At 62.7% G+C, this 23,744-nt stretch carries 14 protein-coding genes; 7 read left to right on the top strand and 7 right to left on the bottom strand.

What is annotated here, in order from left to right; genetic code table 11:
* Positions 1-9 precede the first annotated feature (9 nt).
* Together ACR9Y2_RS15710 and ACR9Y2_RS15705 are read left to right on the top strand one after the other, a co-directional pair.
* The gene (locus ACR9Y2_RS15710) at positions 10-2,109 is read left to right on the top strand and encodes an acylase (RefSeq protein ID WP_435042339.1); all 2,100 of its coding nucleotides are present in this window, start codon (positions 10-12) and stop codon (positions 2,107-2,109) included.
* Positions 2,110-3,358: 1,249 nt separating this feature from the next.
* On the top strand, positions 3,359-3,859 hold the full coding sequence (locus ACR9Y2_RS15705; protein ID WP_435042338.1) for a type II toxin-antitoxin system PemK/MazF family toxin: 501 nt from the start codon (positions 3,359-3,361) through the stop codon (positions 3,857-3,859).
* Between the two features lie 1,041 nt (positions 3,860-4,900).
* Here the strand turns inward: ACR9Y2_RS15705 and ACR9Y2_RS15700 are convergent.
* Positions 4,901-5,257: a type II secretion system protein GspG gene (locus ACR9Y2_RS15700; RefSeq protein WP_435044870.1), complete on the bottom strand. Its 357-nt coding sequence runs from the start codon at positions 5,255-5,257 to the stop codon at positions 4,901-4,903.
* A 498-nt stretch (positions 5,258-5,755) separates the two neighbouring features.
* Between ACR9Y2_RS15700 and ACR9Y2_RS15695 the strand changes: the two genes are divergently transcribed.
* Positions 5,756-6,508 carry a hypothetical protein gene (locus ACR9Y2_RS15695; RefSeq protein WP_435042337.1) on the top strand — a complete coding sequence of 251 codons (753 nt, stop codon included), beginning with the start codon at positions 5,756-5,758 and terminating at the stop codon, positions 6,506-6,508.
* Between the two features lie 429 nt (positions 6,509-6,937).
* Here the strand turns inward: ACR9Y2_RS15695 and ACR9Y2_RS15690 are convergent, their stop codons facing one another.
* The 3 genes from ACR9Y2_RS15690 to ACR9Y2_RS15680 form a co-directional block, all read right to left on the bottom strand.
* Positions 6,938-7,447, bottom strand: a complete 510-nt coding sequence (locus ACR9Y2_RS15690) for a GyrI-like domain-containing protein (RefSeq protein ID WP_435042336.1) — start codon at positions 7,445-7,447, stop codon at positions 6,938-6,940.
* A gap of 545 nt (positions 7,448-7,992) precedes the next feature.
* Complete coding sequence (locus tag ACR9Y2_RS15685; RefSeq protein ID WP_435042335.1) at positions 7,993-11,985, bottom strand: cobaltochelatase subunit CobN; 3,993 nt, start codon at positions 11,983-11,985, stop codon at positions 7,993-7,995.
* A complete protein-coding gene (locus ACR9Y2_RS15680) occupies positions 11,986-14,268 on the bottom strand; it encodes a TonB-dependent receptor (RefSeq protein ID WP_435042334.1) in 2,283 nt (760 codons plus the stop codon). It abuts the gene before it with no gap.
* Positions 14,269-14,613: 345 nt separating this feature from the next.
* Here ACR9Y2_RS15680 and ACR9Y2_RS15675 point away from each other — a divergent pair, with 345 nt between their 5' ends.
* Both ACR9Y2_RS15675 and ACR9Y2_RS15670 read left to right on the top strand, forming a co-directional pair.
* Entirely contained in the window at positions 14,614-17,199 is a 2,586-nt protein-coding gene (locus ACR9Y2_RS15675) for a TonB-dependent receptor (RefSeq protein WP_435042333.1), read from the top strand.
* Between the two features lie 127 nt (positions 17,200-17,326).
* Positions 17,327-18,079, top strand: a complete 753-nt coding sequence (locus ACR9Y2_RS15670; RefSeq protein ID WP_435042332.1) for a LytR/AlgR family response regulator transcription factor — start codon at positions 17,327-17,329, stop codon at positions 18,077-18,079.
* Between the two features lie 54 nt (positions 18,080-18,133).
* Here ACR9Y2_RS15670 and ACR9Y2_RS15665 read toward each other — a convergent pair whose 3' ends face one another.
* From ACR9Y2_RS15665 to ACR9Y2_RS15655, 3 genes are all read right to left on the bottom strand, one after another.
* Entirely contained in the window at positions 18,134-18,886 is a 753-nt protein-coding gene (locus ACR9Y2_RS15665) for an SDR family oxidoreductase (protein ID WP_435042331.1), read from the bottom strand.
* Positions 18,887-19,047: 161 nt separating this feature from the next.
* Positions 19,048-20,121: a TonB family protein gene (locus ACR9Y2_RS15660; protein ID WP_435042330.1), complete on the bottom strand. Its 1,074-nt coding sequence runs from the start codon at positions 20,119-20,121 to the stop codon at positions 19,048-19,050.
* Complete coding sequence (locus ACR9Y2_RS15655; RefSeq protein WP_435042329.1) at positions 20,099-21,358, bottom strand: hypothetical protein; 1,260 nt, start codon at positions 21,356-21,358, stop codon at positions 20,099-20,101. Before ACR9Y2_RS15655 ends, ACR9Y2_RS15660 begins: the two co-directional genes overlap by 23 nt.
* 236 nt (positions 21,359-21,594) lie before the next feature.
* On the opposite strand from ACR9Y2_RS15655, the gene ACR9Y2_RS15650 reads away from it, so the two are divergent.
* Positions 21,595-21,993 carry a YciI family protein gene (locus ACR9Y2_RS15650; RefSeq protein WP_435042328.1) on the top strand — a complete coding sequence of 133 codons (399 nt, stop codon included), beginning with the start codon at positions 21,595-21,597 and terminating at the stop codon, positions 21,991-21,993.
* A 212-nt stretch (positions 21,994-22,205) separates the two neighbouring features.
* Complete coding sequence (locus tag ACR9Y2_RS15645) at positions 22,206-23,705, top strand: amidase (protein WP_435042327.1); 1,500 nt, start codon at positions 22,206-22,208, stop codon at positions 23,703-23,705.
* The last annotated feature ends 39 nt before the right edge of the window (positions 23,706-23,744 follow it).

Below are 23,744 nucleotides of genomic sequence, written 5' to 3'. Positions count from 1 at the left end.
TCCCCCGCTATGCAATGGCGCGCCGCGATCCTCGGCCTGTGTGCCGTTCTCTCCGCCTGGGCCACATCCCCGGCCAAGGGTACTGAAATCCTGTGGGACCGCTTCGGCGTGGCTCACGTTTACGCGAAGAACACCCCGGACCTCTTTTACTGCTACGGGTATGCGCAGGCGCAGAGCCACGGCAATCTGCTGCTGAAGCTGTATGGCGAATCGCGCGGGCGGGCGGCGGAGTATTTCGGAGCGGCCGGCCTGGCGAACGACCGGTGGGTGTGGACCAACAGCGTGCCGCAGCGCTCGGCGGAATGGCTGGGGCGGCAGACGCCGGAGTTTCGCGGGTATCTGGAGGCGTTCGCCAAGGGGATCAACGACTATGCGGCGCGCCATCCGGAGGCGCTGTCGGAGGAGGCGAAGCGGGTGCTGCCGGTGACGGCGCTGGATCCGCTGCAGCATGTCCACCGGATTGTCCATTTCACCTACATCGGCTCGTCGCGGCTGGCCGGAGCGATGGCTCCGCAGGAGACGGCGTCGAACTTCCTGGATACGCCAGAGGCCGTGGGCTCCAATGGATGGGCGATAGCGCCGAAGAGGACCGCGGCCGGGCACGCATTGCTGCTGGGCAATCCGCATCTGCCGTGGGGCGACTGGAGCACCTATTATGAGATCCACCTGACGGCGCCCGGGATCGATCTGTACGGAGCGAGCCAGGTGGGGTTCCCGGTGCTGCGGTTTGTGTTCAGCGACTATGCCGGCTTCAACCAGACCGTCAATTCCATCGACGCGGCGGATCTCTACGCCATCAAGGCTCAGGGCGACGGATACCTGTTTGACGGCCGGGTGAAGGCTTTTGAGAAGACGAGCCACGAGCTGAAGGTGAGGCAGGCGGATGGCACTTTCCGGGTGGAGCCGCTGACCATTTACAGTACGGTGCACGGCCCGGTCATCAGGCAGGATCCGTCCGGACCCGTGGCGCTGCGGGTGGCGGGGCTGGACCGCCCATTCCTGCTGGAGCAGTACTGGCAGATGGCGACGGCGCACAACCTCGCGGAGTACGAGACGGCCCTCAAGCGCCTGCAGGTGCCTACTTTCAACATCCTCTATGCGGACCGGGACGGCCGGATTGAGTATCTGTTCAACGGCCTGCTGCCCAAGCGGGCGAAGGGTGATTTGCGGTATTGGGCCGGGGTGGTTCCGGGCGATACCTCGGAGACGCTGTGGACTTCGTACCACTCCTATGAAGAGCTGCCCAAGGTAATCGATCCGGCGTCGGGCTATGTCCACAACACCAATGATCCTCCGTGGAATGCGGCCGGGCCCAGTTCGCTGGATCCTTCCCGGTATCCGGCGTATACGGCGCCGGTCAACACAAGCTTCCGGGCGGAGCGCTCGCTGCGCATGCTGAGCGAGGAGCCCAAGTTCACCTTTGACCGGTTTGTAGAGCAGAAGCATTCGACGCGGGCCGAATTGGCCGACCGGATCCTGCCGGAGCTGCTGCAGGCGGTGGAGCAGTATGGCACCGAACTGGCGAAACAGGCGGCGGGGGTGCTGGCAAAGTGGGACCGGCAAGCGCAGCCGGAGAGCCGCGGGGCGGTTCTGTTCCATGCCTGGGCGACGCGGTTTATGGGCCCGGCGATGGGCTCGCAGGCTGGCTTTGCGGTGCCGTATGACCTGAAGGCTCCGCTGACGACGCCCTCCGGCCTGAAGGATCCGAAGAAGGCGGCGGCGCAATTGGACGAAGCGGCGGCCGAGACGTTGAAGAACTTTGCCGCGCTGGACGTGCCGTGGGGCCAGGTGATGCGGATCCAATGGGCCGGGGTGGATCAGCCGGCGAATGGGGGCTTCGGGAATCTGGGCATCTTCCGGGTGATCACCTTTGGGCCGCTGCGAAACGGGGTGCGGACGCAGACGCACGGGGAGACGTATGTGGCGGCGGTGGAGTTCACGAAGCCGCGGGCGCATGCGAAGGTGCTGATGTCGTATGGGAACTCCTCGCAGCCGGGGAGTAAGCACCAGACAGACCAGTTGCCGTATCTGGCTCGGAGGGAGTTGCGGACGGCCTGGCGGAGTAGGAAGGAGATTGAGGCGAATCTGGAGAGCCGGGACCGGTTCTAAGGGGGGTGGGCCGCGTGGTGGAAGGGGGCGGCTGGAAGTGGCTTTGTTCACTCAAATCTCGTGGATTTCGGGAATCTCACTTTGAAGATGAAGCCGGATCCATGATCGCGAGCGACTGCACCACGGTGGCTTTGTTCACTCAAATCTGGTGGATTCGGAGGATCCCACTTCGGGATGAGGTCGATTCTGAAATGCCGGCGGCCGGGCGAGGTTGGCTTTGATCGCTCAGATCCGGTGGATTCGGGGTGCGTCGGGGGGGAGATGAAACCGAGTTCACCAACGCTGGGGGGTGATCGTCAATGGCTTCGTTCACTCATAGCTGCTGGATTGGGAGTGCGGTTCGCCGGGAAACAGGCGAGTCCAGCAATGGCTTCGGTGTGTCCATAATCACCCTCTTTACTTATAGATACTCTGTGCACTGGGCCCAAGCATGGGCTGGTTGCGGCGGATAGTCCCAGGATGCCCGGCACGGTCGCAGGGGTGGATGCGGGCCGGCAGCGCCTCATGGCGGGCGATGCCGCAAAGCAGGACGGGGCAGGGCTTGTTGCCGGGGCTCCAGTTCATCCGAACTGAAGAACTGGAGTTCCGGATTGGGTTCGAGTTGAGGTGCGGATGTCAAAGAGCCGGGAGCTGAGCGGGGGCTCAGATCCGAACGACGGGACGGGTCTCCTGTCGAAGCGGGATTATGGCACGCAGGTAAAGCGCTTTTCGGACGGGATGCCTGGAAGCTGCTGAATCCAAAGGGAAGATATTCCTGAATGAGCCCGGACGACGATTGGCTTCACAGCCGAAGTGAGCGAGAAGCTTGGAAACGTCCCCAAACCGGCTGAGGGACGGGTGCCGAGCGGGGCTTCTGGCAAGCGAGACCCGGAAAGCGCCCACTTTGGGCGACCTGTGAAGCCGGCGAGGCGGCGCGCGATTGGGCGCTCAAGACCGTGGAGTTTTCGTTTCGGACGAAGCTACGGCCTTCTGGTTCATCCGGAAAGCGCGCGAGCGCGTATCTACCGCCTTGCTTTCAGCGTGGAATTGCCTTCATCAGCCCGCGAGGTCGAGTGACACCCTGACCGCATAATCCAACCCGGCCACACTTGTGTTCTATAGGGGGCAGGCACGGTCCATTGGCTAATAGCGATAGACAGAGAGATCCTACTCCTCCATTACATTGGGAGTAGGCTCTAAAATACACCTGCAATATTGAGATAGATCCGACGACGAAGCTTCACGTGGGAGTAGAATCGATGTATAAAGAATGCCGATCAGCTTCGTTCCAGAGCCGGGAACGGTCTTGATATGCGACTTCAGCGGCTTCCAGCCTCCAGAAATGACGAAGAAGCGCCCTGTTATTGTGCTTTCTAACAGGTCCCGCGTATGCTTCCCCGACACGTACATCGTCGTCCCTGTGAGTAAGACTGCTCCCGCTCCACCTGAGGGATGCCATTGCGGATTCAGTCCAAGATCATACGACTTCTTTGATCAAGCAGAGACGGTCTGGGCAAAGGCAAACATGGTGACATGCGTGGGGCGTCATCGCTTGGATCGCGTGAGAATGGGAGGAAGATACATGTCTCCACGCCTGCGCGCTGCCGACCTACAACGGGTTAGGCAGTCCGTCCTGTATGCGATTGGTATGTCTGATTGGCGCGGGCCTGAGGCAGCCCCAGAAACGGAATCGTCACCCAAAGCATCCAAACAGGTGGATGAGGAAGCAAAGCGGCCGGCATCTGTGATCTTGACTGGGGATGCCAGCTGACGTATCCTTGAGACGCAGTGTAGCCCGTAAATCGGGATTGCACGACTTTGGCCCGTAAATCGGGATTGCAGAAGGCCCCGCTCAGGCGGGGCCTTCTGATTTAGGATGGTCCAGTTGTGTTAGCGGTTCCACAGGGCCATCTACCGTCGGCCCCCAGTCAGTAAGAAACTCAACCAGTGGGTGCCTAAGAAGGCAGTAACTGCACGGGTTGCGGCCAAGGCCGACCAGGTAAAGAGGCAAAGGCTCAGCCGAGATTCATCCATGAGACCCCTTCGCCCGAGGTTAGCCTGACCCAACCGGAAATGCGTTCGCTTGTAGCCTCCGTGATAGGCGCCTACACGAAGCAAATCTCCTGCACTTCACTTCGTGACGGCACTGGCGCCAGATAGGTCGCAGAGGTTGCGGCAACTATCCCCTCGCCCGCGCCGATCTCCGCTTCCTCCGGCATAGAAAGTAAAACTCAGCTGACTCGCCGACCATCTCACCTTGGACTAGTGATTCTGGCTTCTCCATACGCTGAGATATAGGTATTTTCATTACAAATACTTAAGCAATAAGCATTGGCTTGTGAAGCACCCAAGTCCCGAAATGGTTTTGCGCCTGCCGAAACCCCAGAAGATTTCAGCGGTGGGACCGGCCAGAAGCGCGATGACTGGGCAAACCGCGCCCCGACCGGTTTGCGTCTTCTGGGTACTGGAGGCCGGAGACTGGCATTCGGTACTCGAGGATCCGCGCGTGAGATCGATGAATGAGTTGTGTTGACCCGTGCTTTGCCGGACTACGCTCGATCGTGTCAATCTCGCGGACCGTGGTTGGCGGCAGGGGCGGACTTGAAGCTTTGTGGAGTGAGCCTGAGTTGAGAGTGCGGTCAGGGCCACATGGTTGCGGGAGGGCTGCCGGGCTGTGATTGAGCAACTGGGCTGGACCACATGGATCTTCGAAAGGTGGGTGGAATGCGTCTTCGGGTGCGGAGTCGTGGATGAAGAGCGTCTTCTGCCCGCGAAGAAGGGGCGCGAGTCGAGCGCGCACCCCTGGAGGACCTCAGTGGGTGCAGCGTGCTGGCTCGTCTGCAATGTCGGCAGAGGCACCGGTTCCGCCCGGTTGACCGTCCTCCCCATAGGACCGGATCCGCGGTGGGCAGCCTGGATTCTGGGGGGCGGTGTACTCGTAGGCGTGGCGCCAGGGGTCCAGCGGGATGTCCTGCGGGAGGTAGGGTCCCCGCCATTTGGCCTCGCCGGCGGGTTGGGTACGGAGAGCCTGGAGTCCCTGCTTCTGGGATGGATAGTGGCCTATGTCATCGCGGTAAGCGCCAAGCGCGGTTTGGAAGGCCTGGAGTTGGGCATGGGCTGCGGTGAACCGGGAGCGTTCGGGTGGAGGTCCGCAGCGGGTGATTGGCACGAGTAGGAGGAGGTAGAGGACACAGACGGAGACGCACACTACAGCCTCGAGCAGTGAGCGAAGGTGGCGGTGCACAGATTCGACTCAACCCTTTCCCTGCAGGCAAAGACGACGGAGGCGCGTGAAAAGTTGAAGCCCCGCGGAGCGTGGTAGGGAGAACCTAGAGGGGGAGGACTATCAGCCTCTAGAAGGATGCGAGCCGATCGGCTTGGGGAATCGCTCCAGCCGGAAGTGAGTTTGGAGGCAGCCCTGCCTTCCGTCGTGTTCCTGAAATATGAACGTTTGGATCTCCGCAGTTGCGGCGTGAACCCTGATGAATTTCGGTGGAACTTATCTTACCCTCCGAGGCGTAATTGCCGATAGACCGGGCAGAAAGACATGGGCCTCCTTACCTACATCAAGCCAGAGCGGATCCTGCTCAAGAGTCACCCCGAGTTCACGGAGAAGTGGGTACAAGCGAGGATCGCGGAGGATCCTTCGATCCTGGGTCTCGGGGATTTGATCCTGAAAGACAGTGAGCGCAGGCAGGCGCGAGCGGGGCGACTGGACCTGCTGCTTCAAGATTCGGAGGCAGCGAGGCGATATGAGGTCGAAATCCAGCTCGGCAGTTCTGATGAATCCCACATCATCCGCACCATCGAATACTGGGATATCGAACGGAAGCGCTATCCGCAATACGACCACTGTGCCGTGTTAGTAGCCGAGGACATCACCAGCCGGTTTCTGAATGTGGTTAGCCTGTTCAATGGAACCATTCCGCTGATTGCCATTCAGATGCAGGCGCTGCTTGTGGAGAACAAGGTGGCACTGATGTTCACCACCGTCCTGAGTGAGGTGACACGCGGTGCTGATGAGGACGAACCAGTCGATCCCGCCGACCGGAACTATTGGGAGCAGAGGAGCAGTAAAGCAACGGTCGCGATGGCGGATCAGCTTCTGGAGCTGGTCCATGGCTTTGCCCCGCATCTGGGACTTAAATTCAACAAGGTGTACATCGGGCTTGGCAGGGATGGCCAGCCGAGCAACTTTGTGATCTTCCGTCCGAAGAAGAACAGCTTAAACCTGGAGATCCGGCTACAGCAATCCGATGAAGTCGAGCGGCAAATCGAGGAGTCAGGATTAGACCCCATGGAGTATATCCGATGGGATGGGCGGTACCGGCTGCGGCTGGCCTTGCCGGATGTGAAGAGGCATTCGGCGGTTTTGAAGGACCTGATGCTGCTGGCGTATCGAAACGGGGGTGGGGAGTAGACGGGCGGAAAACTGGAGTTTGCGATTGACGATAAGGTTTGTCCGTCTCGGGGTGATGGGGTGGTTGATTAACGAGATCAGACGCAGGGAACGGCGCCTTGCCAATACTCCCACACCCCGACGGCGACAGGCTGATAAAGCTGAAGGCGAACCTTGCATGACGCTGCCGGGCCCGCCTGTTGTGCCGCACCTGGTTCCTGCGAGTAATCGAAATCCGGAATCGCGCGAGGACTCCGACTGCTTCACGTTGAGCTGAGCAATCCCCTCTGGATTCATCCCCCACTCCCAGGCCAACTCAGCACTCGCGGCCTTTCGCCGGTCCTCATCGCTACCGGATGTGGCCTGTTGCAGGAGAAACGACTGCGGCTTCGGATCCTCCGCCCAGGCGCGCACCAACTCCAGCCCGGGAAGGATCGGGGCGGTTGCCTCCTAGTCTGAGACTGGGAGATAGATGTAGGTCCTCAATTCAGCGGGGGGCGTGGTTTCAGGATCATTCAAGTACTCCTCCCACATCGGCATGTAGCGCATCCAATCCGCTTCGGATTTCATCCAGCCCTTCTCTTTCATGAATCCAGAGATGTGGTGGTAGGTCTGCGCGAGGTCCGGATAGGGGCCTCTGTGGATGAAGCGATAGGCCTTGACCGCCGGGAGGAGTTCAACGCGGACTGAAGAGTCCTCCCCGACGGGTCCCAGTCCGGCGGCCACTGGTAATGCGACAGTGAAGGCGACACCGGTAGCTCCGTAGGCGGTGTAGATGCAGCGTGGATTCCCATTCTCCGTAAGCTGGTGGCGACGGATGAAGCCCATCAGTGACTCGAAAGCGTTGCGAATGGCGGCGCTGATGGAAGCGGGATCCGGTCCGCACTCACAGGCTAACTGAGCGGCGAGGGCTGGCTCGACCTGAACTTCCGCGAATTCGAGATTCAAAGCCGTTGGCATAAAATACCTCCTTATCCGAAACAGGTTAGCCGATGCGAGCTGTGAAAGGAAGCATGGGTGGGCGACATCCGTGACCTGCAGGAATTTCGCGCAGTTTGCGGAGGCAGAGCGCCCCCGCACCAAAGAACCTGGCCACAGGCAGGTACATGGCGGGATCGGATGTGGAGTAAAAAGGGCGTTTCAGAGCCTGTCGCTTCCGTCCGGGACTAGAGCTGGATGCGCGCCGGCGGCCACTTTGGCGGCCCGGAGGGTGAGGGTTGAGGTATTGCCGTTCGCGATTCGGAAGGGGAAGCGCAGGTTCCTCCCAGACGGCGCGTACGCAGGGTTCACGGCGGAGCGTTCCCGCCGATCCAGACTGTTGGTAGTTGGAACGGCCGCAACTGGAATCGAGGCAACCCTCCCGGCAGAGTTCGCGGGATTTGAGTTGAGCCTAGGCGGGCCGTGGGGCAATTGGTGGCGACGCATGGAACGAAGATGGTGGCGTGAGACGTTGTCCGGATTGGAAGGGCCATTCGCAGGAGGATCAGGCGGGCCTGGCCCAGCGTTTACGATTGGCCGCCCGCCGGCGGATCCCCGAGCCTCAGTTCCGCCCATTGATTCGGACGGCGCCGATACAGCGCCAGCAGAAGACCGGAGCCAAGCAATCCCAAGGCGGTATAGAGAAGGGTGAGCGGGTTGTCGGTCACTACCCGGCGAGCGCGGGCGGCGAACGCTTTCATGTCGACGATTTTGACGCGGAGTCCTCGCCACAGGTCGGGGCGCGCGGTCTGTTTGCTGGCTACGACCGGTTTGGGGGTGGAGGGGACTGCCGGCGCGGGCCGAAGGGCCTGCTGGAACTGCTTCCGGAACTCCGCCAACTGTTGCGGCGCCAGTTCGCTGGGCGACATCCGCCGGGCTTCGGATAGCGTCGCCGCCTGCAACTTGCGGTTGCCGCAGACATTGGCGGAACAGGCCACCCCCATCTGGGAGACGAGACGAACGAACTCCTTCACGAGTTGACGGCGTTCGGTGGCGGTGAATTTGTAAGAGCCCTGGCGATCCACTTCAAGCAGGCGGGCCACCACATTCTGACGCACGGCCGGATTGGCTTTCTCGAAGAACTCCTTCATGCCGAGGTTGTACTCGTCGGCGACGTAGACGTCGTAGGTCTTCTTCCAGACCTCGGGTGCAATGGTTTCCGGCGCGGTCGCCTGCCAGCCGTAGAGGAACTCGATGGCCTTGCCCATCTCGCGGGCTCCGGAGTAGCCTTCTTTCTTCATCTCGCGGATCCACTCCGGATTCCAGTTGCGCGCATGCAGCTCGGAGGCGATGAAGCCGGCGGCGGTTTCGAGTTTCTCGCGGCCGGGGCGGCGGAAGTTATTCATGAGAAGTTCGGGTTTGGCTCCGGCCGCTTCGCTGGCAATGCGCAACCCGCCCATCCACTGATAGACGTCGTCGTTGTCCACGGCGCCGTAGAGATTCGACGAGCGGCTGTGCAGGATGACCTGATTGCCCTTCAACTGGCTTTCGAGGAGTTTGGGAACCTGCGTACCCCAAGCCTTCTCGGTGTAGACGTAGTTCATTTTGGAGAGGTAGAGCTGGGCCATGGTTTTGGGTTCCTCTTTGTCGCGGCTCTGCTCCACCATCTGCTGGAGGCCGAAGCCATAGGAGCCGGGGGCGGTGGTGAAGACACGCGCTCCGGCCACGGCGGCGGCCTGTTGGGGATCAACGCCGGCCGACTTGAGGGCGGCCTCGGTTTCGCGATTCTGCCGGCTGAGGGCGTTATCGCCGGCCGAGGCGGCCAGGCGGGCCGCACGGTCGAGCATGAGGATCTTGTCGGGGTAGCCGTCGCGATAGAGGCCGCTGACGGTGAAGACGACGTTCACTCTCGGGCGGCCGAGTTGAGCGTCCGGGATGAGCTTCAGGCGGTCGGGCACGCCGCGGGCGTTCCATTCGGGCTCCACGCCCATCAGGTACATGGCCTGGGCTTCCATGGCGCCCTGGTGGCGTCCGGTTTCCCCTTGCCACAGCACCATCGAAATTCTCTCGGGATAGCGGCCGGTTTTCTTTCTGTGGTCAGCCAGGAGCTGGCCGGCGAGCTTTCTGCCGACCTCCCAGGCGGCTTTGGTGGGGATCATGGCCGGATCGCCGTGGTGGAGATTGCGGCCGGAGGGCAGGGCCGCGGGCACAGCGAGGGGATCGCCGACGAGGCCGCTGGGGACGAACTCGGCACGGAGGGCCTCGATGAGGACCGCCAGCTCGCGCTCAGGGGAGAGGCGCACATTGTTAAGCCAGGTATGACCGTCATCGAGCGCCCGCGACACCTTGGCGTGCAAGGGTGCGGGCAGCCCTTCGGGGATGACGGGCGGCTGGCCCGCGGCGATGGCGGCGGCCCAGAGGGGGAAGGACTGCGCCAGGCGGCGGGCGTCGGCCAGTTCGAACGAGGATTGGAGAAATGTGCTGAGGCCGGCGAGCTGGCGGTCGTCCGAAGGCATCCGGCCGAGGATGGGCAGGCCCAGGGGCATGGGTGCGTCTTCCACGGAGTCGAGGAATTCCCGGACGCGCTCGTAACTCGCAGCCGCATTGGAAAGGTCGAGCTTCAGCTGTTTGGATAGGCCGGAAGACTCCAGCTCACGATTGAGGTTCGCCGCGTACTCGGAGGCCAGCGCGGGGGAGGACTCATGCGTCTCCTCCCAACTAGTGAGTACCTTCTCCAGCGAGGCGAACCGGTCCTCTTTGCCAGCACGGGCGAGCATGGGTGTGAGGTGGCTGAGATCGACGGCGGCGGAGCGGCGGCGGGCCTGGATCGCCTCTCCGCTGCCGTCCATGATGTAGTAGTTCAGGTTCGGCAGGTCGCCAAGGATCACCTCGGAGCAATCCCATCCGGCCTGGCCGGCGTTCTTGCCCGGCAGCCATTCCAGGGTGCCGTGGCGGCCCATGTGAATCACAGCGTCGGCGTTGAATTGATGGCGGTAGAACAGGTAGGCGGCAACGTAGCCGTGATGCGGCGGCAAGGTGCCGCTGTGCTGGACGTTGGTGTACTCAGCGAAGGAGGCCCGCAGGAGTTGGGGGCCCACGAACACGTTGCCCAGGTGGAGTCCGGGGATCACGAAGAACAGGCGGCCCGACGAGGAGCGCCACGTCATGAGTTCAGCCTGTTCCGGTTGTCCCCAACGGCTATTGATTGACTTGCGGAACTCCCCGGGCATTTCGTCGAACCATTGGCGATACTTCTCGACGGGCAGCAGGGTGACGCCGCCTTCGCCCAGCATTTTTGTCAGTTCGCCTGGCGCCCAGGTCTCCACATTGCGCCCGGCCTTTTCCAGTAGGCCGATGATCTGTTCGGGCGTGGGTATGCGGCCGCCGACGAGGTAGCCCTCGCGCTGCAGGCGTTGGAGCACGGCCTCGATGCTGGGCGGCAGATTGAGGTAGCTGGCTCCGAGGTTTCCCTTGCCCGGCGGGTTGTTGTAGTAGAGGATTGCCAGACGCTTTTCGGAGTTCGGCTTCTGGCGCAGGGCGATCCAGCGGCGGGCGCGGCGGGCGGCCATATCGACGCGTTCGGCGATGGGCATGGTGCGATCCATGCCGTCTGAGCCGGCTTCAGTCGTGGCGACCATGATGGGATCAGCGGCGCCGGCCGTTTCGAGGTTGGCCAGGGAGGTGGCCACGCGATCGGTGGTGACGCCGCGGTCCGTCGCAGCCCACTGAGCATAGTTGTCCCGCGTCACCATCAGGCTGATGACGTGGACGTTGAGCTTCTTCAGGAAGTCAGCGTCCTCGGGCTTTGACAGGCTCAGGGTGAAGGCCAGCAGAACCTGCAGGGGGTCTGAGGGCGGCGCCTCGAAGAGCTGGTCGAGCGAATGCAGCGGCCAGCCGACGAGCCCGGCGGCGGCGAGGCCCTGCCGTTCGAGAGCGCGCAGTTGCCCATCGATGAAGGCGAGGTCTCCGTTCTTCACGTAGGAGTGGAAGAAGCTGACCGCGGCGAGGGCACCCTGGTTCGGTTTGGCTTGGCGGTACCACTCCAGATAGGCGGTGAGACTGGGGAAGAGGCGCGGTGCGTCGGGATGATAGACGCCGGTGCGAGGCAGTTCCAGCGGCGGAGGGATGGCGGCCGGCTTTCCGCCCGCCTCCTGGTAGATGGAGAGGAAGAAGGCGCGCAGATTGTCGCCGCCCCCATATTGGAAGTAGGGCAGCAGGCGCCGCGTCAAGGGCAGATTCACTTCGACGCCCCAGGCGCGTTGCACGACATCGGGGATATCAGACGCTACTTTGAGGCCGCCGCGGATGGACTCGAGGGCGACAGGCTTCCAGCGGGCCAGCAACTCGGGCGAGGGGTGTTCCAGGAAGAGGACGCGCGCTTTCTTCAGACGTTCCGGGGGCATCCCATCGTGGACGAGAGTGCATTCGAAGGCGTTGGCGCCCAACTCCTGTTTGACTCGTTCCAGCGCACCCGGCGCTGATTGCGCGGTGCGCAGGAGCACGACGGCGTTGGGCGTTTCCGCGGCGAGCGCGAGGAGGCCGGCGGAGATCAGAAGGGTACATCTGAAAGCGCCCCTCATCTAGTACCTCCAGCGGAAGCCCGCGAATACCGAGCGGCCGGGTGTCGAGAATGACATGTAGTAGCGGCGATCCAGCAGATTGTCCGCGGTCAGGAGCAAGGAGAGGCGTTGGTTGACCTGGTAAGAGACCGTGACATCGGTCTCGAAGAAGGGGTTATAGCTGCCGGGCACACCGCGGACCACATCGGTGTTGGTGTCGGAGGAGAAGACGGAGGAGACATAGCGGCCGCTCCAGGCGCCATTCCAGCGGTGCCGGGAGACGAGGGCCGTAAAGGTGGTGGTGTGGAGCGGCACGTAGGGCAGGCGTTTGCCCACTGTGGCGGGCAGCGAGGGATTCTCGGTGATCTCCGCTTTCGCCAGGCTGTAGCTTTGCCGGAACTGCAGCCAGCGGGCCGGTTGCTGCCGGGCGGACGTTTCGAAGCCGATGGTGCGGCCCATGCCGACGTTGGTGAGGCGGCGGATGCGGCCGGTGGGATCGGCGTCGAGATCGGTGGTGCGGTACATGAGGTCGCTGACGCGGTTGATGTAGTAGGTCGCTTCGACGAGGCCCGCCCAGGGCAGTTGTTTCGACAGGCCGGCTTCGTAGGCGAGCAGGTGTTCCGGTTTCACATTCGGGTTGGCGAGATAGAGCGTACCGGAGAGGTTCAGATCGCGGTAGAGGTCGTAGACCGTGGGGTTGCGGAATGCGTTGCCCACGCTGGCTCGAATCTGCCAGCTATGCGGCAGGCGGTAAGTGGCGGCGAGTTTGCCGGTAAGGGCCCGGGTGGAGCGGTCAGGGTAGGGGACGAGGGGCGAGGTGAGTCCAGTCTGGTTGGCGCCATCATAGGTACGCCAAGTGTCCAGACGTCCGCCTGCGACGACCAGCAGATTGTCCGAGACGTTCATCTGGTACTGCGCGTAGGCCGACTGGTTGATGGACTTGCCTTTGGCCTGGGAGTCATAGGCGCCGCCGCCCTCGCGCAGAGCGTAGTTGGGAATGGCCTGGCCGCCAATCGCCGCGCGGTCGTGCCGCATTTCCGTGCCGAAGATGGCGGAGTGCCGATGGGCGGACCAGGTGGCCTGGACATTGCCGTAGTAACCCTGGCTCACCTGATTGACCCAACTGCCGGTGCCGGAGGTGAGCGTGGCATTGGCGCCCGGGGTGACGTACCAATCGCCAGGGCTGTAGTTCATTCCACCGGCAACGCGCAGGGTCCAGTGGTCGCGCAAGGTGGCCAGCACCTGTGCCTGATAGATGTTGGTGACCGCGCCGGTGGGCGTGCCGATGTAGTTCGCGGGGGTGACCGACAGGCGCCGGGTCACGCCGGCGGCGTCCTGAAACGAGATGGTGGCGGTGTCCACCGGAGCTCCGGCGGCATCGCGCAGATTCGTGGTGTAGGCGTCGTAGCCGTCCATGCGGGACTGGCGCATGTATTGCAGGCTGGCGAACAGCCTGGGGGTGAAAGCGTACTCGCCGCGCAGCCGGTAGGCGTGCTGGTTGAACCAGTTCCGGCCGCGATCCCCCACCTGGTAAGTTGTCCCGCCGGTGGGCGTCAGCCAGGAGGTTACGCCGGTGACGGGCACGCCGCCGGTCGAGGTTATGGGCGAGCGCAGGATCTCCTGGGGGGAGTAGCCGCCGGTCTGGAACCGGCTGTAGCCGAAGCTCAAGCCCAGACGGCCGAAGAACCGCTCCGCGGCGCGGAGGGAGTAGTTGGAGGTGGAGCGGTTGCCATACTGGCCGAAGATCTCGAGGCTGCGCCGGTCGACGGGTTTAGTGATGAGGTTCACGACCCCGCCCATGGCATTGCCGCCGTAGAGGGAGGAGAAGGGTCCCCGCGCGACTTCCACGCGTTCCAGTTCGCTGACGGCGAACGTCGACCAGTTCACGTTGCCGATGTAGGAGTTGTTCATGGGTTGGCCGTCGAGCAGGATGAGCGTGCGGTTCTGGCCGCCGCGTCCGGCGAAGCCGCGCAGGCCGAGCCCGAAATCGTTGTCCGCCGGACCCTTGCCACGGATCGCAATGACGCCTTCGGTCAGGGCCAGAGCCTGATCGACCTGACGGATGTTGCGCTGTTCGAGCTCTTCGCGGGTGACCAGCGACGTGGAGACCGGAGAATGGTCCACTTCCATGGGGCTGCGTGTGCCGATCACGGTGACAGAAGACTTCAGCGGCGCATTGGGGGGATCCGCCGCGGCCCCAGGTGGAGGGCTGGAGGGTGCCTGGCCCAATACCAGGAGAGGAAGCAGCCAGAGTGCGAGACGGAGAGACATGGGGACGGTGGCGGTGAGATTGGGATTGGGCATGATGACGTTAATGCTTCGGACTATTGGCCGACCCGGCAGCGCATGTCCGAAAGAGAGCCCGGCGCCGGTGGCATAAGAACATTCACTCTAGCCCGGGCCCAACTGACGGCCCGCAAGGTTCCTGGCGGGTGGGTGGAGGATTGCGGTGGGCGGGCGGCAAACGACGGCTAACGGGCGCAATGCCGCGGCGAGGGCGGGAGCGGGTCGGACCCACAGCGAGTGGGGCGAGGTGATGGGGGCAAAGGCCGTCCGCTCACCGGCGCAAGCAGCCCGTTTGCGGAGGCATGGGGCCCGCCTGTGCCGCAGAGCTAGGTCGTAGCAGGCGGCGGCCGTTATGTTGAGCGAATGAGAAGCTTCCTCGTTTTAGCCGCGGCTGGCCTGCTGGCACTCAGTCTGGGCGACTGTGCCAATGGTCAGTCACTGGGCAATGCCGGCACGCTGCAAGGCACGATTAAGGATCCGAGCGGCGCGGCGATTTCCGGAGCGATCGTCACCATTTTGAACCGGGTCAGCAATTACCGGCAATCCGGGATCACCGATGCGGATGGGGCGTTCCGCCTGACGAATATTCCGCCCAATCCTTATCATTTGACTGTTCGTGCGCCGAACTTCGCGAGTGATGAACGGGATGTCGACGTTCGCGGAGCGGTGCCGGTGGAACTGAACGTGAGCCTGGCGTTGCAGGGGACCACTACCACGGTGAATGTCGAAGCGGAGCATCTGGATCTGCTGGAGAATGTGCCGTATGCCCACAACGATGTGGACACAAAGACGCTTTCGCAGTTGCCCACCACCTCGCCCGGATCGGGCCTGAGTGACGCCATCATGTTGAGCAGCGGCGCCGTGGCGGCCGACTCAAACGGGTTTTTCCACCCGCTGGGCGATCACGCGCAAACCAGCTTCTCGATTGACGGGCAGCCGATTGGCGACCAGCAGAGCAAGAGCTTCTCCACGCAGATTCCGTTGAATGCAATTCAGTCGATGGAACTGATTACGGGCGCACCGGCGGCGGAGTTTGGAGACAAGACCAGCCTGGTGCTGAATGCCGTGACGAAGTCGGGTCTCGGGCAGAAGCCGACCGGCAGCCTGCTGGGGGAGTGGGGCTCGTTCGGCACCTATGCGGAGGAGGCGACGCTGTCGCTGGGCGGGCCGAAGGCCGGCAACTTCCTGGCTGCGAACGCCCTGCGGTCCGGCCGATTCCTGGACACGCCGGAGTTTACGCCTATCCACGCCATCGGCAACAACGGTACGATTTTCGACCGCTTCGACTACCAGCCCAACGGCCGCGATGCGATTCACCTGAACCTGTTCTGGGCAAGGAACTGGTTCCAGATCCCGAACACTTATGACCAGCCGAACCAGGACCAGCGGCAGAAGATCAGCACCTTCAATTTCGCTCCGGGCTATCAGCATACATTCGGAGCCAAGGCGGTGCTGACCGTGAATCCGTTTTACCGGGCCGATCGCGTGAACTACTATCCGAGCCGCGACGCATTCAGCGATACGCCGGCCACGATTGGCCAGCGCCGCGACCTGACGAACTGGGGTGTGAAGGCCGACGTTTCCTACGCGAGCGGGCGCCACAACGTGAAGGCCGGCACACAGTTGATGCAGACCCGGCTCAATGAGCGATTCACGTTCGGGATCACGGACCCATTCTTCAATCCGGTTTGCGTGGATGCCAGCGGCGATCCGCAGACGCTGCCGTCCATCTCAAATCCGGACGACTGTGCCCCGGCCGGTTTCTCGGCGAATCCGGATCTTCTGCCTGGGCTGCCTCCGTATGACCTGACTCGCGGCGGGCAGCCGTTTCAGTTCAGCGGCAGCGCCAATGTGAACCAGTATGCGTTCTATATCCAGGACTCCATACGGCTGGGCAATCTCAGCATCCAGGCCGGATTGAGGTGGGATTCCTACCACGGAATCGTTACGGACTCCAGCGCCCAGCCGCGCATCGGCGCCTCGTACATGTTCAAACCGACGGGGACGGTGATCCGGGCAGCGTATTCGAGGACCTTTGAGACGCCCTATAACGAGAACCTTGTCCTGTCGAGCGCCACCGGCATGGGGGGCCTGGCCTCGAACGCATTTGGAGCAGCGAGCACGCCGCTGCCAGCCGGGAATCGCAACCAGTACAATGCCGGCATCGAGCAGGCGATTGGCCGGTATCTGATCGCGAGCGCGGATTACTTCTGGAAGTACACGAACAATGCCTACGACTTTGGCACCTTGTTCGATACCCCGATTGCCTTCCCCATTTCCTGGAAGAAGTCCAAGCTGGACGGTGTGGCCGTCCGCATCGGCACACCGAACATTCGGGGGTTTCAATGGTTCACCACGATGGGGCACACCCGGGCGCGGTTCTTCGGGCCGGAGACGGGCGGCCTGGTTTTCAACAATGATGTCGGGGGCGATGGCGTGTTCCGCATTGATCACGACCAGGCGTTCCAGCAGACGACCAACCTGCGCTACCAGCGCGGTACGCACGGACCGTGGGTCGCGTTCACCTGGCGCTATGACAGCGGACTGGTGGCCGGAGCCGTGGGGGGACTGGAAGATGCGTTGGCGTTGAGCGGTGCGCAGCAATCGGCGATCGGTTTCTACTGCGGAGACCAGCGGCCGACGATTGGCTCGCCGCTGACCGATGCGGTGTGCACGACGGCGAATTTCGGGGCTACGCGGCTGGTGATCCCGAAGGAAGGGACAGGGAATGACGACCACAATCCGCCGCGCGTCGCTTCGCGCCACCTGTTCGACATTGGCGTAGGGACGGACAACCTTTTCCAGACGGAGCGCTACCGGACCACGCTGCGATTCACCGCCACCAATCTCACGAACAAAGTGGCGCTGTACAACTTCCTATCGACCTTCAGCGGGACGCATTTCGTGGCGCCCCGGGCGTATCAGTTCGCCCTGGGATTCGTCTTCTGAGGGGGCGGCTAGGCTCCATTCCGGTAACCCCGATGCGGTTCGAAGGCGAAGGGGTTTCCGGGATCAACAGCGGCCACCTGCGAGCGGCGAGGCCGCCATGCCGGAGAGGGATGCCACCAGGATGCCAATGAAAGCGGTGATTGTCGATGACGAGCCGATTGGGCGGAGCGTGCTGCGTGAAGAACTGGAAGTGGCAGGCGATGTCCAGATCATTGGCGAGGCCGACAGCGGGTCGACCGCGCTGGCGCTGATCCTGAGCCTCAAGCCGGACGTAGTATTCCTGGACATGCAGTTGCCCGAGTTCTCCGGCATTGAGGTGGCGAGGCGTATCCGCCAGGGTAGCCGCCTGCCAATCCTGATCATGGTTACGGCCTTCGAGGAATATGCGATCCAAGCCCTGGATGCCGGCGCAATCGACTATCTGCTGAAGCCAGTCCGGCCGGAACGCCTGCACGCGGCGTTGGAGCGGGCACGCCGAATCTGGGGCAATCCGATGGAAGTGGCCGAGCGACTGGTCCGGGTGCAGGAGGCACCCACGGACCAACCGACCCCGGTATCGCGCAAGGTGGTTGGCCGGGACAAGGAGGAATTTGTCCTGTTGAACACCTCGGAAGTGCACGCATTTCAGGCGGACGGTGATCTGGTGTGGATTGTGACGGCCAAGAGGAAGTACCTGGCGACGCAGAGCCTGCGGGCCATTCAGGATCGACTGAAGAACGAGAATTTCCGGCGCATCCATCGCAATGCGCTGGTGAATGTCGATCATGTCCGGAAGATGAGCACGCTGAGCAGCCAGCGCTGGCTGCTGACGCTGAGCAGCGGGATCGAGTTTGTGGTGAGCAAGCGACTGGCGCGCAATGTTCGTGAGCTGCTGGGTTGATGCCGTGCCAGCCGGGTAGCTCAGGCTGGGGTCAGGCTTCCCGCAGGTGCGGGTTCACCGCCCGCCGGAGACATCGAGAATGGCTCCTGTGACATAGGAGGCTTCCGCGGAGAGGAGCCAGAGGATGGAGGCGGCGACCTCTTCCGGTTGACCGCCGCGCTGCATGGGGACGAGGGTTTTGACGCGGTCGACGCGGTTGGGTTCGCCGCCCTTGGCGTGCATGCCGGTGTAGATGAAACCGGGGCGGACGGCGTTGACGCGGATCCCCTCTTCCGCTACCTCCCTGGCCAGGCCGACAGTGAAGGTTTCGAGGGCGCCTTTGCTGGCGGCGTAGTCGACGTATTCGCCGGGGGAGCCGGATTTGGCTGCTCCGGAGGAGACGTTGACGATGGCGCCTCCGCGGCCGGCGTGCCGGGTGGACATGCGCCGCACGGCTTCGCGGGCGCAGAGCATGGGTCCGATGATGTTGGTGGAGAAGATGCGCTCCATGCGGGCGGCGTCCATGGCGTCGAGACGCATCTGGGTTTCCAGGGTGGCGGCGTTATTGACCAGGGCGGAGAGCCGGCTGAAGCGCTCGTCGAGCTTCTGGAACAGCGTGATGATGGCGGATTCAGAGCGCATGTCGGCCTGGAGGGCGAGGGCGTGGCCTCCGGCTGCGGTGATTTCCGTGACAACCTTAGTGGCTTCCTCGCTGCCTTGCAGGTAAGTGAGGCAGACGGTGTAGCCTTTGGCGGCAGCGAGACGAGCGGTGGCGGCTCCGATGCCTCGGCCGCCTCCGGTGATGAGGATGAGAGGTGATTCACTCATGGGTTTGGGGGGAGGTGGGGGATCGATAGGATTTGAGGGCGGGCAGGCCCGATGACAGGTATCCCAGCCCCAGTATCGCAGACAGCGGCCGACGGTCTTTGCGGATTAGGCATAAGGACCCAAGCGGCAATAGATGCGGGCGGCCGACCACGAGTGCTTCGTTACGGCTTCTGCAGGAGCTGCGGTTTGAGCCGTTTCACGCGGCCGGCCTGGTCGTCAGTGAGACGGGCCGCTTCCTGTTTGACGAGTGCGGCGGCATCGGACTGACCCTGGTCGGCAGCCAGTTGCAGCCAGGCGACAGCCTGCACGAGGGCGCGGTCCTGTTTCGAAGCCTGATCGAGGAGCAGTTTGCCCAAACGGTATTGGCAATCGGCATGGCCAGTTGTCGCGCAGAGACGAAAGGCGCGGCCGGCGCGCTCGAGGTCAGGCGGGCCGTGCGTTCCCCTCTCACTGGTATCGCCCAGGTAGAACTGTGCGTTGTAGCTGCCGTGGTTGGAGGCATCGGTGATCAAGCGGAGTGCGGCCGTCTTTTCCGCCGGATCCACCGTGCTAGTGAGGCGGGTGAACCCGATGACGAAAAGGGCCGGACCGTATTTCCTATTCGCGGATTCCTGGATCAGTTCCTGCGCCCGGGGCAGGTCGCGGTCCATCCCATCGCCCTTCTGAAGGAGTGACCCCAGGATGTACAAGGCGGGCGCGAACCTGGCCTGGGCCAGATCACGAATCGACTGGATCGCCCGTTCACGTTGGGGACCCGGTTGAGCTGACAAGCCTCTGAGGGCGAGGTTGAATTTCGTGCGCCGCTCTTCGGCCTCGCTGTCGAACTTCCTTGCAATTAGTACGAAGTTCACTCTCGCGGTGGCTAAGAAGCTGACGGGCTGTCCGTCTTTGCGGGCCGGTTCGAATCTCCATTGCTGCAGGGAGAGCAAGGCCGCTTCGTCGAGGCCGAAGCCCAGCGGACTGAGGAGTTGGATGTTGACCGGCACGCCTTGCTCATTCACCACCAATTCGAAGAGGACGGTGCCCTGCACCCCGGCCGCTCTGGCCTCGGGGGTGAAGTCAGGATCCACCTGGTGAAGCAGCTTTGGGGGCGTGATCGATTTTCGGGTGGGACCCGGTGTGGTCGCGGGGGTCTTCCCTGCCTCGTCATCCTGAGCGGAGGCCGCGGGCCCGAGAAGTAGCAGAACCAGGAGGCCGCCGGCGACGTTGAATCTATTGGAAAGTAATAACGACATCGATCACCTCACTGCCAGGGCGTGCTTTCAGCTCGCGCGCCACTGAGTGGGCTTGGCTGGCGGGCCCGTCTTTCGCAGCCACCAGGAACTCGGAAATGTACTCAGTGTTCATCGGATCGCCTTCCTTGAGTTTCCAGATCGCCCGCGCCTGCTTCTCCGACTGGGCACTCAACCCCCGCAGTTGGAGGGAGCCGAAGTGGAACTGTTTGCCGTGGTCGACCCGAAAGACGACGTCGACCTGGCCCGTATCGTCGCGGTAATGGCGCAGCGGCTCGCAATGCACGGCGAGATAGCCATCGCGTTGGAGGACCCGCTGCATCTCATTGATGCCGGCGGCGATTCGTTTCCAGTTGGCGATTTGCCCGACTGGAAAATCAGCGGCCTTGCGGAGTGCGGCCAGCGGCAGGTCCGCGCCCTCGATCTCTGCCTTGCCGAGACGCCACTGGGCGCCTTCGTCCACGAGGACGGATACGTTCACCGCTTGCGGGCCCGCGTTCTCGATCCTCACAGAGCGTACGGCGAAGTTCAGATGTCCGAGTTCTTCATAGAGCGGCTTCGCGTTCAGATCGACCAGGCTGCGGACTTCACGTTCCGAATAGTTGCGCCCCACCAGGAGGGAGGAGACCGCTTTCGAGAGGGCGGCCGCGGAGATCTTCCGGTTCTCCTCGAAGCGGAGGGAGGAGATGACCGGCCGGTTGCCGGACTGAAAGACCGTGGCCATGCGGCCAGAGGCGAGGTCGGCCTCGAGCTTCGTAGTTACCGTTTCCTTGCGGCCGAGTTGCAGGAGCGCAGCTTCGATGGCCTGCCGGTAGTAGGCCAGGGCCTGGTCATTCTGCGGCATCGCCGTGGTGATGAGGGGATTGGCTGAACGGAGGGTTTCCCAGAGCCGAGCGGAATCAAGACCGGGGATATCCAGTATGGCTACCCCTTGCGCAGGGTCCTCAGTGAGTAGGAAGGTGACGGCATAGCCCGCGGCCTGATTGGTGGATTTCGGTGCAAACCGGTAGTTCACGGATTCAAACAGCCCCGTGGCGAAGAGGGCATTGGCTGCGTTGTCGAGTTCGGCTCGAGTCACCAGGGAGCCCAGTTTGAGTCCGGACGCCGCCACGACGGGCGCGGACGGCAGGCGGGTATTGCCTTCCGTATGGAGTTCGAGGACCGGGGTCTGGGCCACGGCGGCAAGGGAGAGCAGCGAATAGGCTACCAGGCATATCCATGCTTTTAGGTCTGTAAACAAAAATGGATTCGAGCTGGAATTCCGCACAAGCCGCCAGTATAAACGAAGGACGAGAGGGCCGGCGGCGGGCGCCTAACCTCCTGGCGGTGACACAGGAAAAATTCGGGCCTCGTGTCGAATTGCGGCCAATTGGAACGACGAACTAGTGAGGAGTGATGACGACGGGTTGAGCGGAGCGGGCGGTGTCGCGTTCCGGATGCCCGCTCGTCGCGCCAAGTGCCTGAAAGGAAAGAATCATGAAATTCATATGCCTGGGCTACATTGAGCCGAGCAAGTTTGAGTCGCTGAGCGACACCGACCGGACTGCCATGGTGGACGAGTGCTTCACCTACGATGACGAATTGAGGCAGGGCGGGCATTTTGCGGGCGGAGAGGCGTTGCAGGGTCCGGGTGAGGCGCGGACGTTGTGGTGGGCGAACGGCAAGGTGGTCGTCAAAGACGGCCCCTACGCCGAAACGAAGGAACAATTGGGTGGGATTCTGGTGCTGGAGGCTCGCGACCTGGCGCATGCAATTGAATTGATGTCGAAGCATCCGGGCGTGAAGGCCGGGCCGTTCGAGATTCGCCCCGCGGCCGACCTGACGGGCATGATCGAGGAGAGCGAACTGCGGAGGTCGGAAAAAGCCTCGTCTTGAGGAGCCGGATCTACAAATGGATTGCAGGTATGCGCCGGTGAACGGCCTGCGGAGCTGCTACCTCTGTTTGTCAGTTTGTCGATGCCGCGGGGCAGGGTAAGAGTAATGGCGGTGGATTGCGGGCTTTCGGGGACTCCTCCGCTCGCTGACGCTCACGGCTCCGTTTGGCGGCTTGGCGAGGCTTGGGCGGCATCGATGGTAGAGTCAGCTAAATGAGCGAGGATCTTTCTACGCGTCGGGATGCTCTGCGGGGACTGGCTGCGGCGTCGCTGCTTCCGGGCGTCACTGCTGCGGAAGCCGCGGGTACGGATGTGTGCTTCCTGAGTGCCGTGGAGATGGCACGGCTGATCCGTACAAAGAAGCTCTCGGCTCGCGAGGCGCTGGCTGCGCATTTGAAACAGATTGAGCGGGTGAATCCCAAGGTCAATGCGATTGTGAACCTGGCTCCGGAGATGGCGGCCGAGGCTGCCGCCCAGGCGGATGAGAAGCAGGCGCGAGGAGAGAAATTGGGTCCGCTGCACGGGTTGCCGGTGGCTCACAAGGACCTGATGGAGACGCGCGGTTTGCGAACGACTTTCGGCTCGCCTCTGTACAAAGACTACGTGCCCACTGAGGATGACATTGTTGTGGAGCGGATGCGGCGGGCGGGCGCCATTACCTTGGGGAAGACGAATACTCCAGAGTTTGGCGCTGGCTCGCAGACCTTCAACAAGGTATTTGGCGCCACGCTGAACCCTTACGACGTTTCGAAGACTTGCGGCGGCTCGTCGGGCGGAGCGGCGGTTGCCTTGGCTTGCGGACTGGTGCCGGTGGCCAGCGGGTCGGATGCCGGGGGCTCGCTGAGGAATCCGGCCGCGTTCTGCAACGTGGTGGGCTTCCGTCCATCGGTCGGGCGGGTGCCTGCGCCAAAGGCTGCGTTTGCGTGGTCGACGTTCGCAACTTCAGGGTGCCTGGGGCGAACTGTGGCGGATCTGGCGTTTGCGTTCAGCACGATCGCGGGCCCGGACCCACGGGCTCCGCTGTCGATTGAGGAGCCGGGCGAGCGGTTCGCGGCGCCTTTGGGGCGTAATTTCAAGGGCGTGCGCGTGGCATTTTTCAAGGACCTGGGCGGCGTGCCGTTCGATCCGCGGGTGCGGAGCGTTGTCGAAGGTCATCGTAAGACATTTGAAGCATTGGGGTGTGTTGTTGAGCAGGCGGAGCCGGACTTCGCTCCGTGTGAGGTGGCGTTCCGCGTGCTGCGGGCCTGGAATTCGGCGGCGAGCTACGCCGACCGGCTGCATCAGCACCCGGAAGCTTTCAAGGACACCTTGCGTGGGGAGATCGAAGAGGGGTTGCGGCTGACGGGCCAGGATCTGGCTCGAGCCGAAACGGCGCACGGCGTGATGTGGCGGCGATTCCAGGCGTTCCTGGAGAAGTATGAGTACTTTGTTTTGCCGACGACGCAATTGCCTCCGTTTGACGTGAATACGCCGTATCCGACGGAGATCGAGGGTGTGCGGTTCAGCAACTACATTGACTGGATGAAGGCGTGTTGGTATGTCTCTGTGACGGGGAATCCGGCGGCTTCCGTGCCGGGCGGGTTTACGGCGGAAGGGCTCCCCGTGGGCGTGCAGATTGTGGGGCGGCACCACCAGGACTTTGCGGTGCTGCAGATGGCGCACGCGTTTGAGCAGGCTACGGGATTTGGGAAGAAGCGGCCGGGTGTGGTGTAGGGAGGGGAGCGTTCCTCCGGCTCGCACAATCCGGCAGAA

This window comes from Paludibaculum fermentans (assembly GCF_051172195.1).
GTDB lineage: Bacteria > Acidobacteriota > Terriglobia > Bryobacterales > Bryobacteraceae > Paludibaculum > Paludibaculum fermentans_A.
The sequence above is the reverse complement of the archived record's forward strand: the minus strand, read 5'-3'. Positions and strand labels throughout refer to the sequence as shown.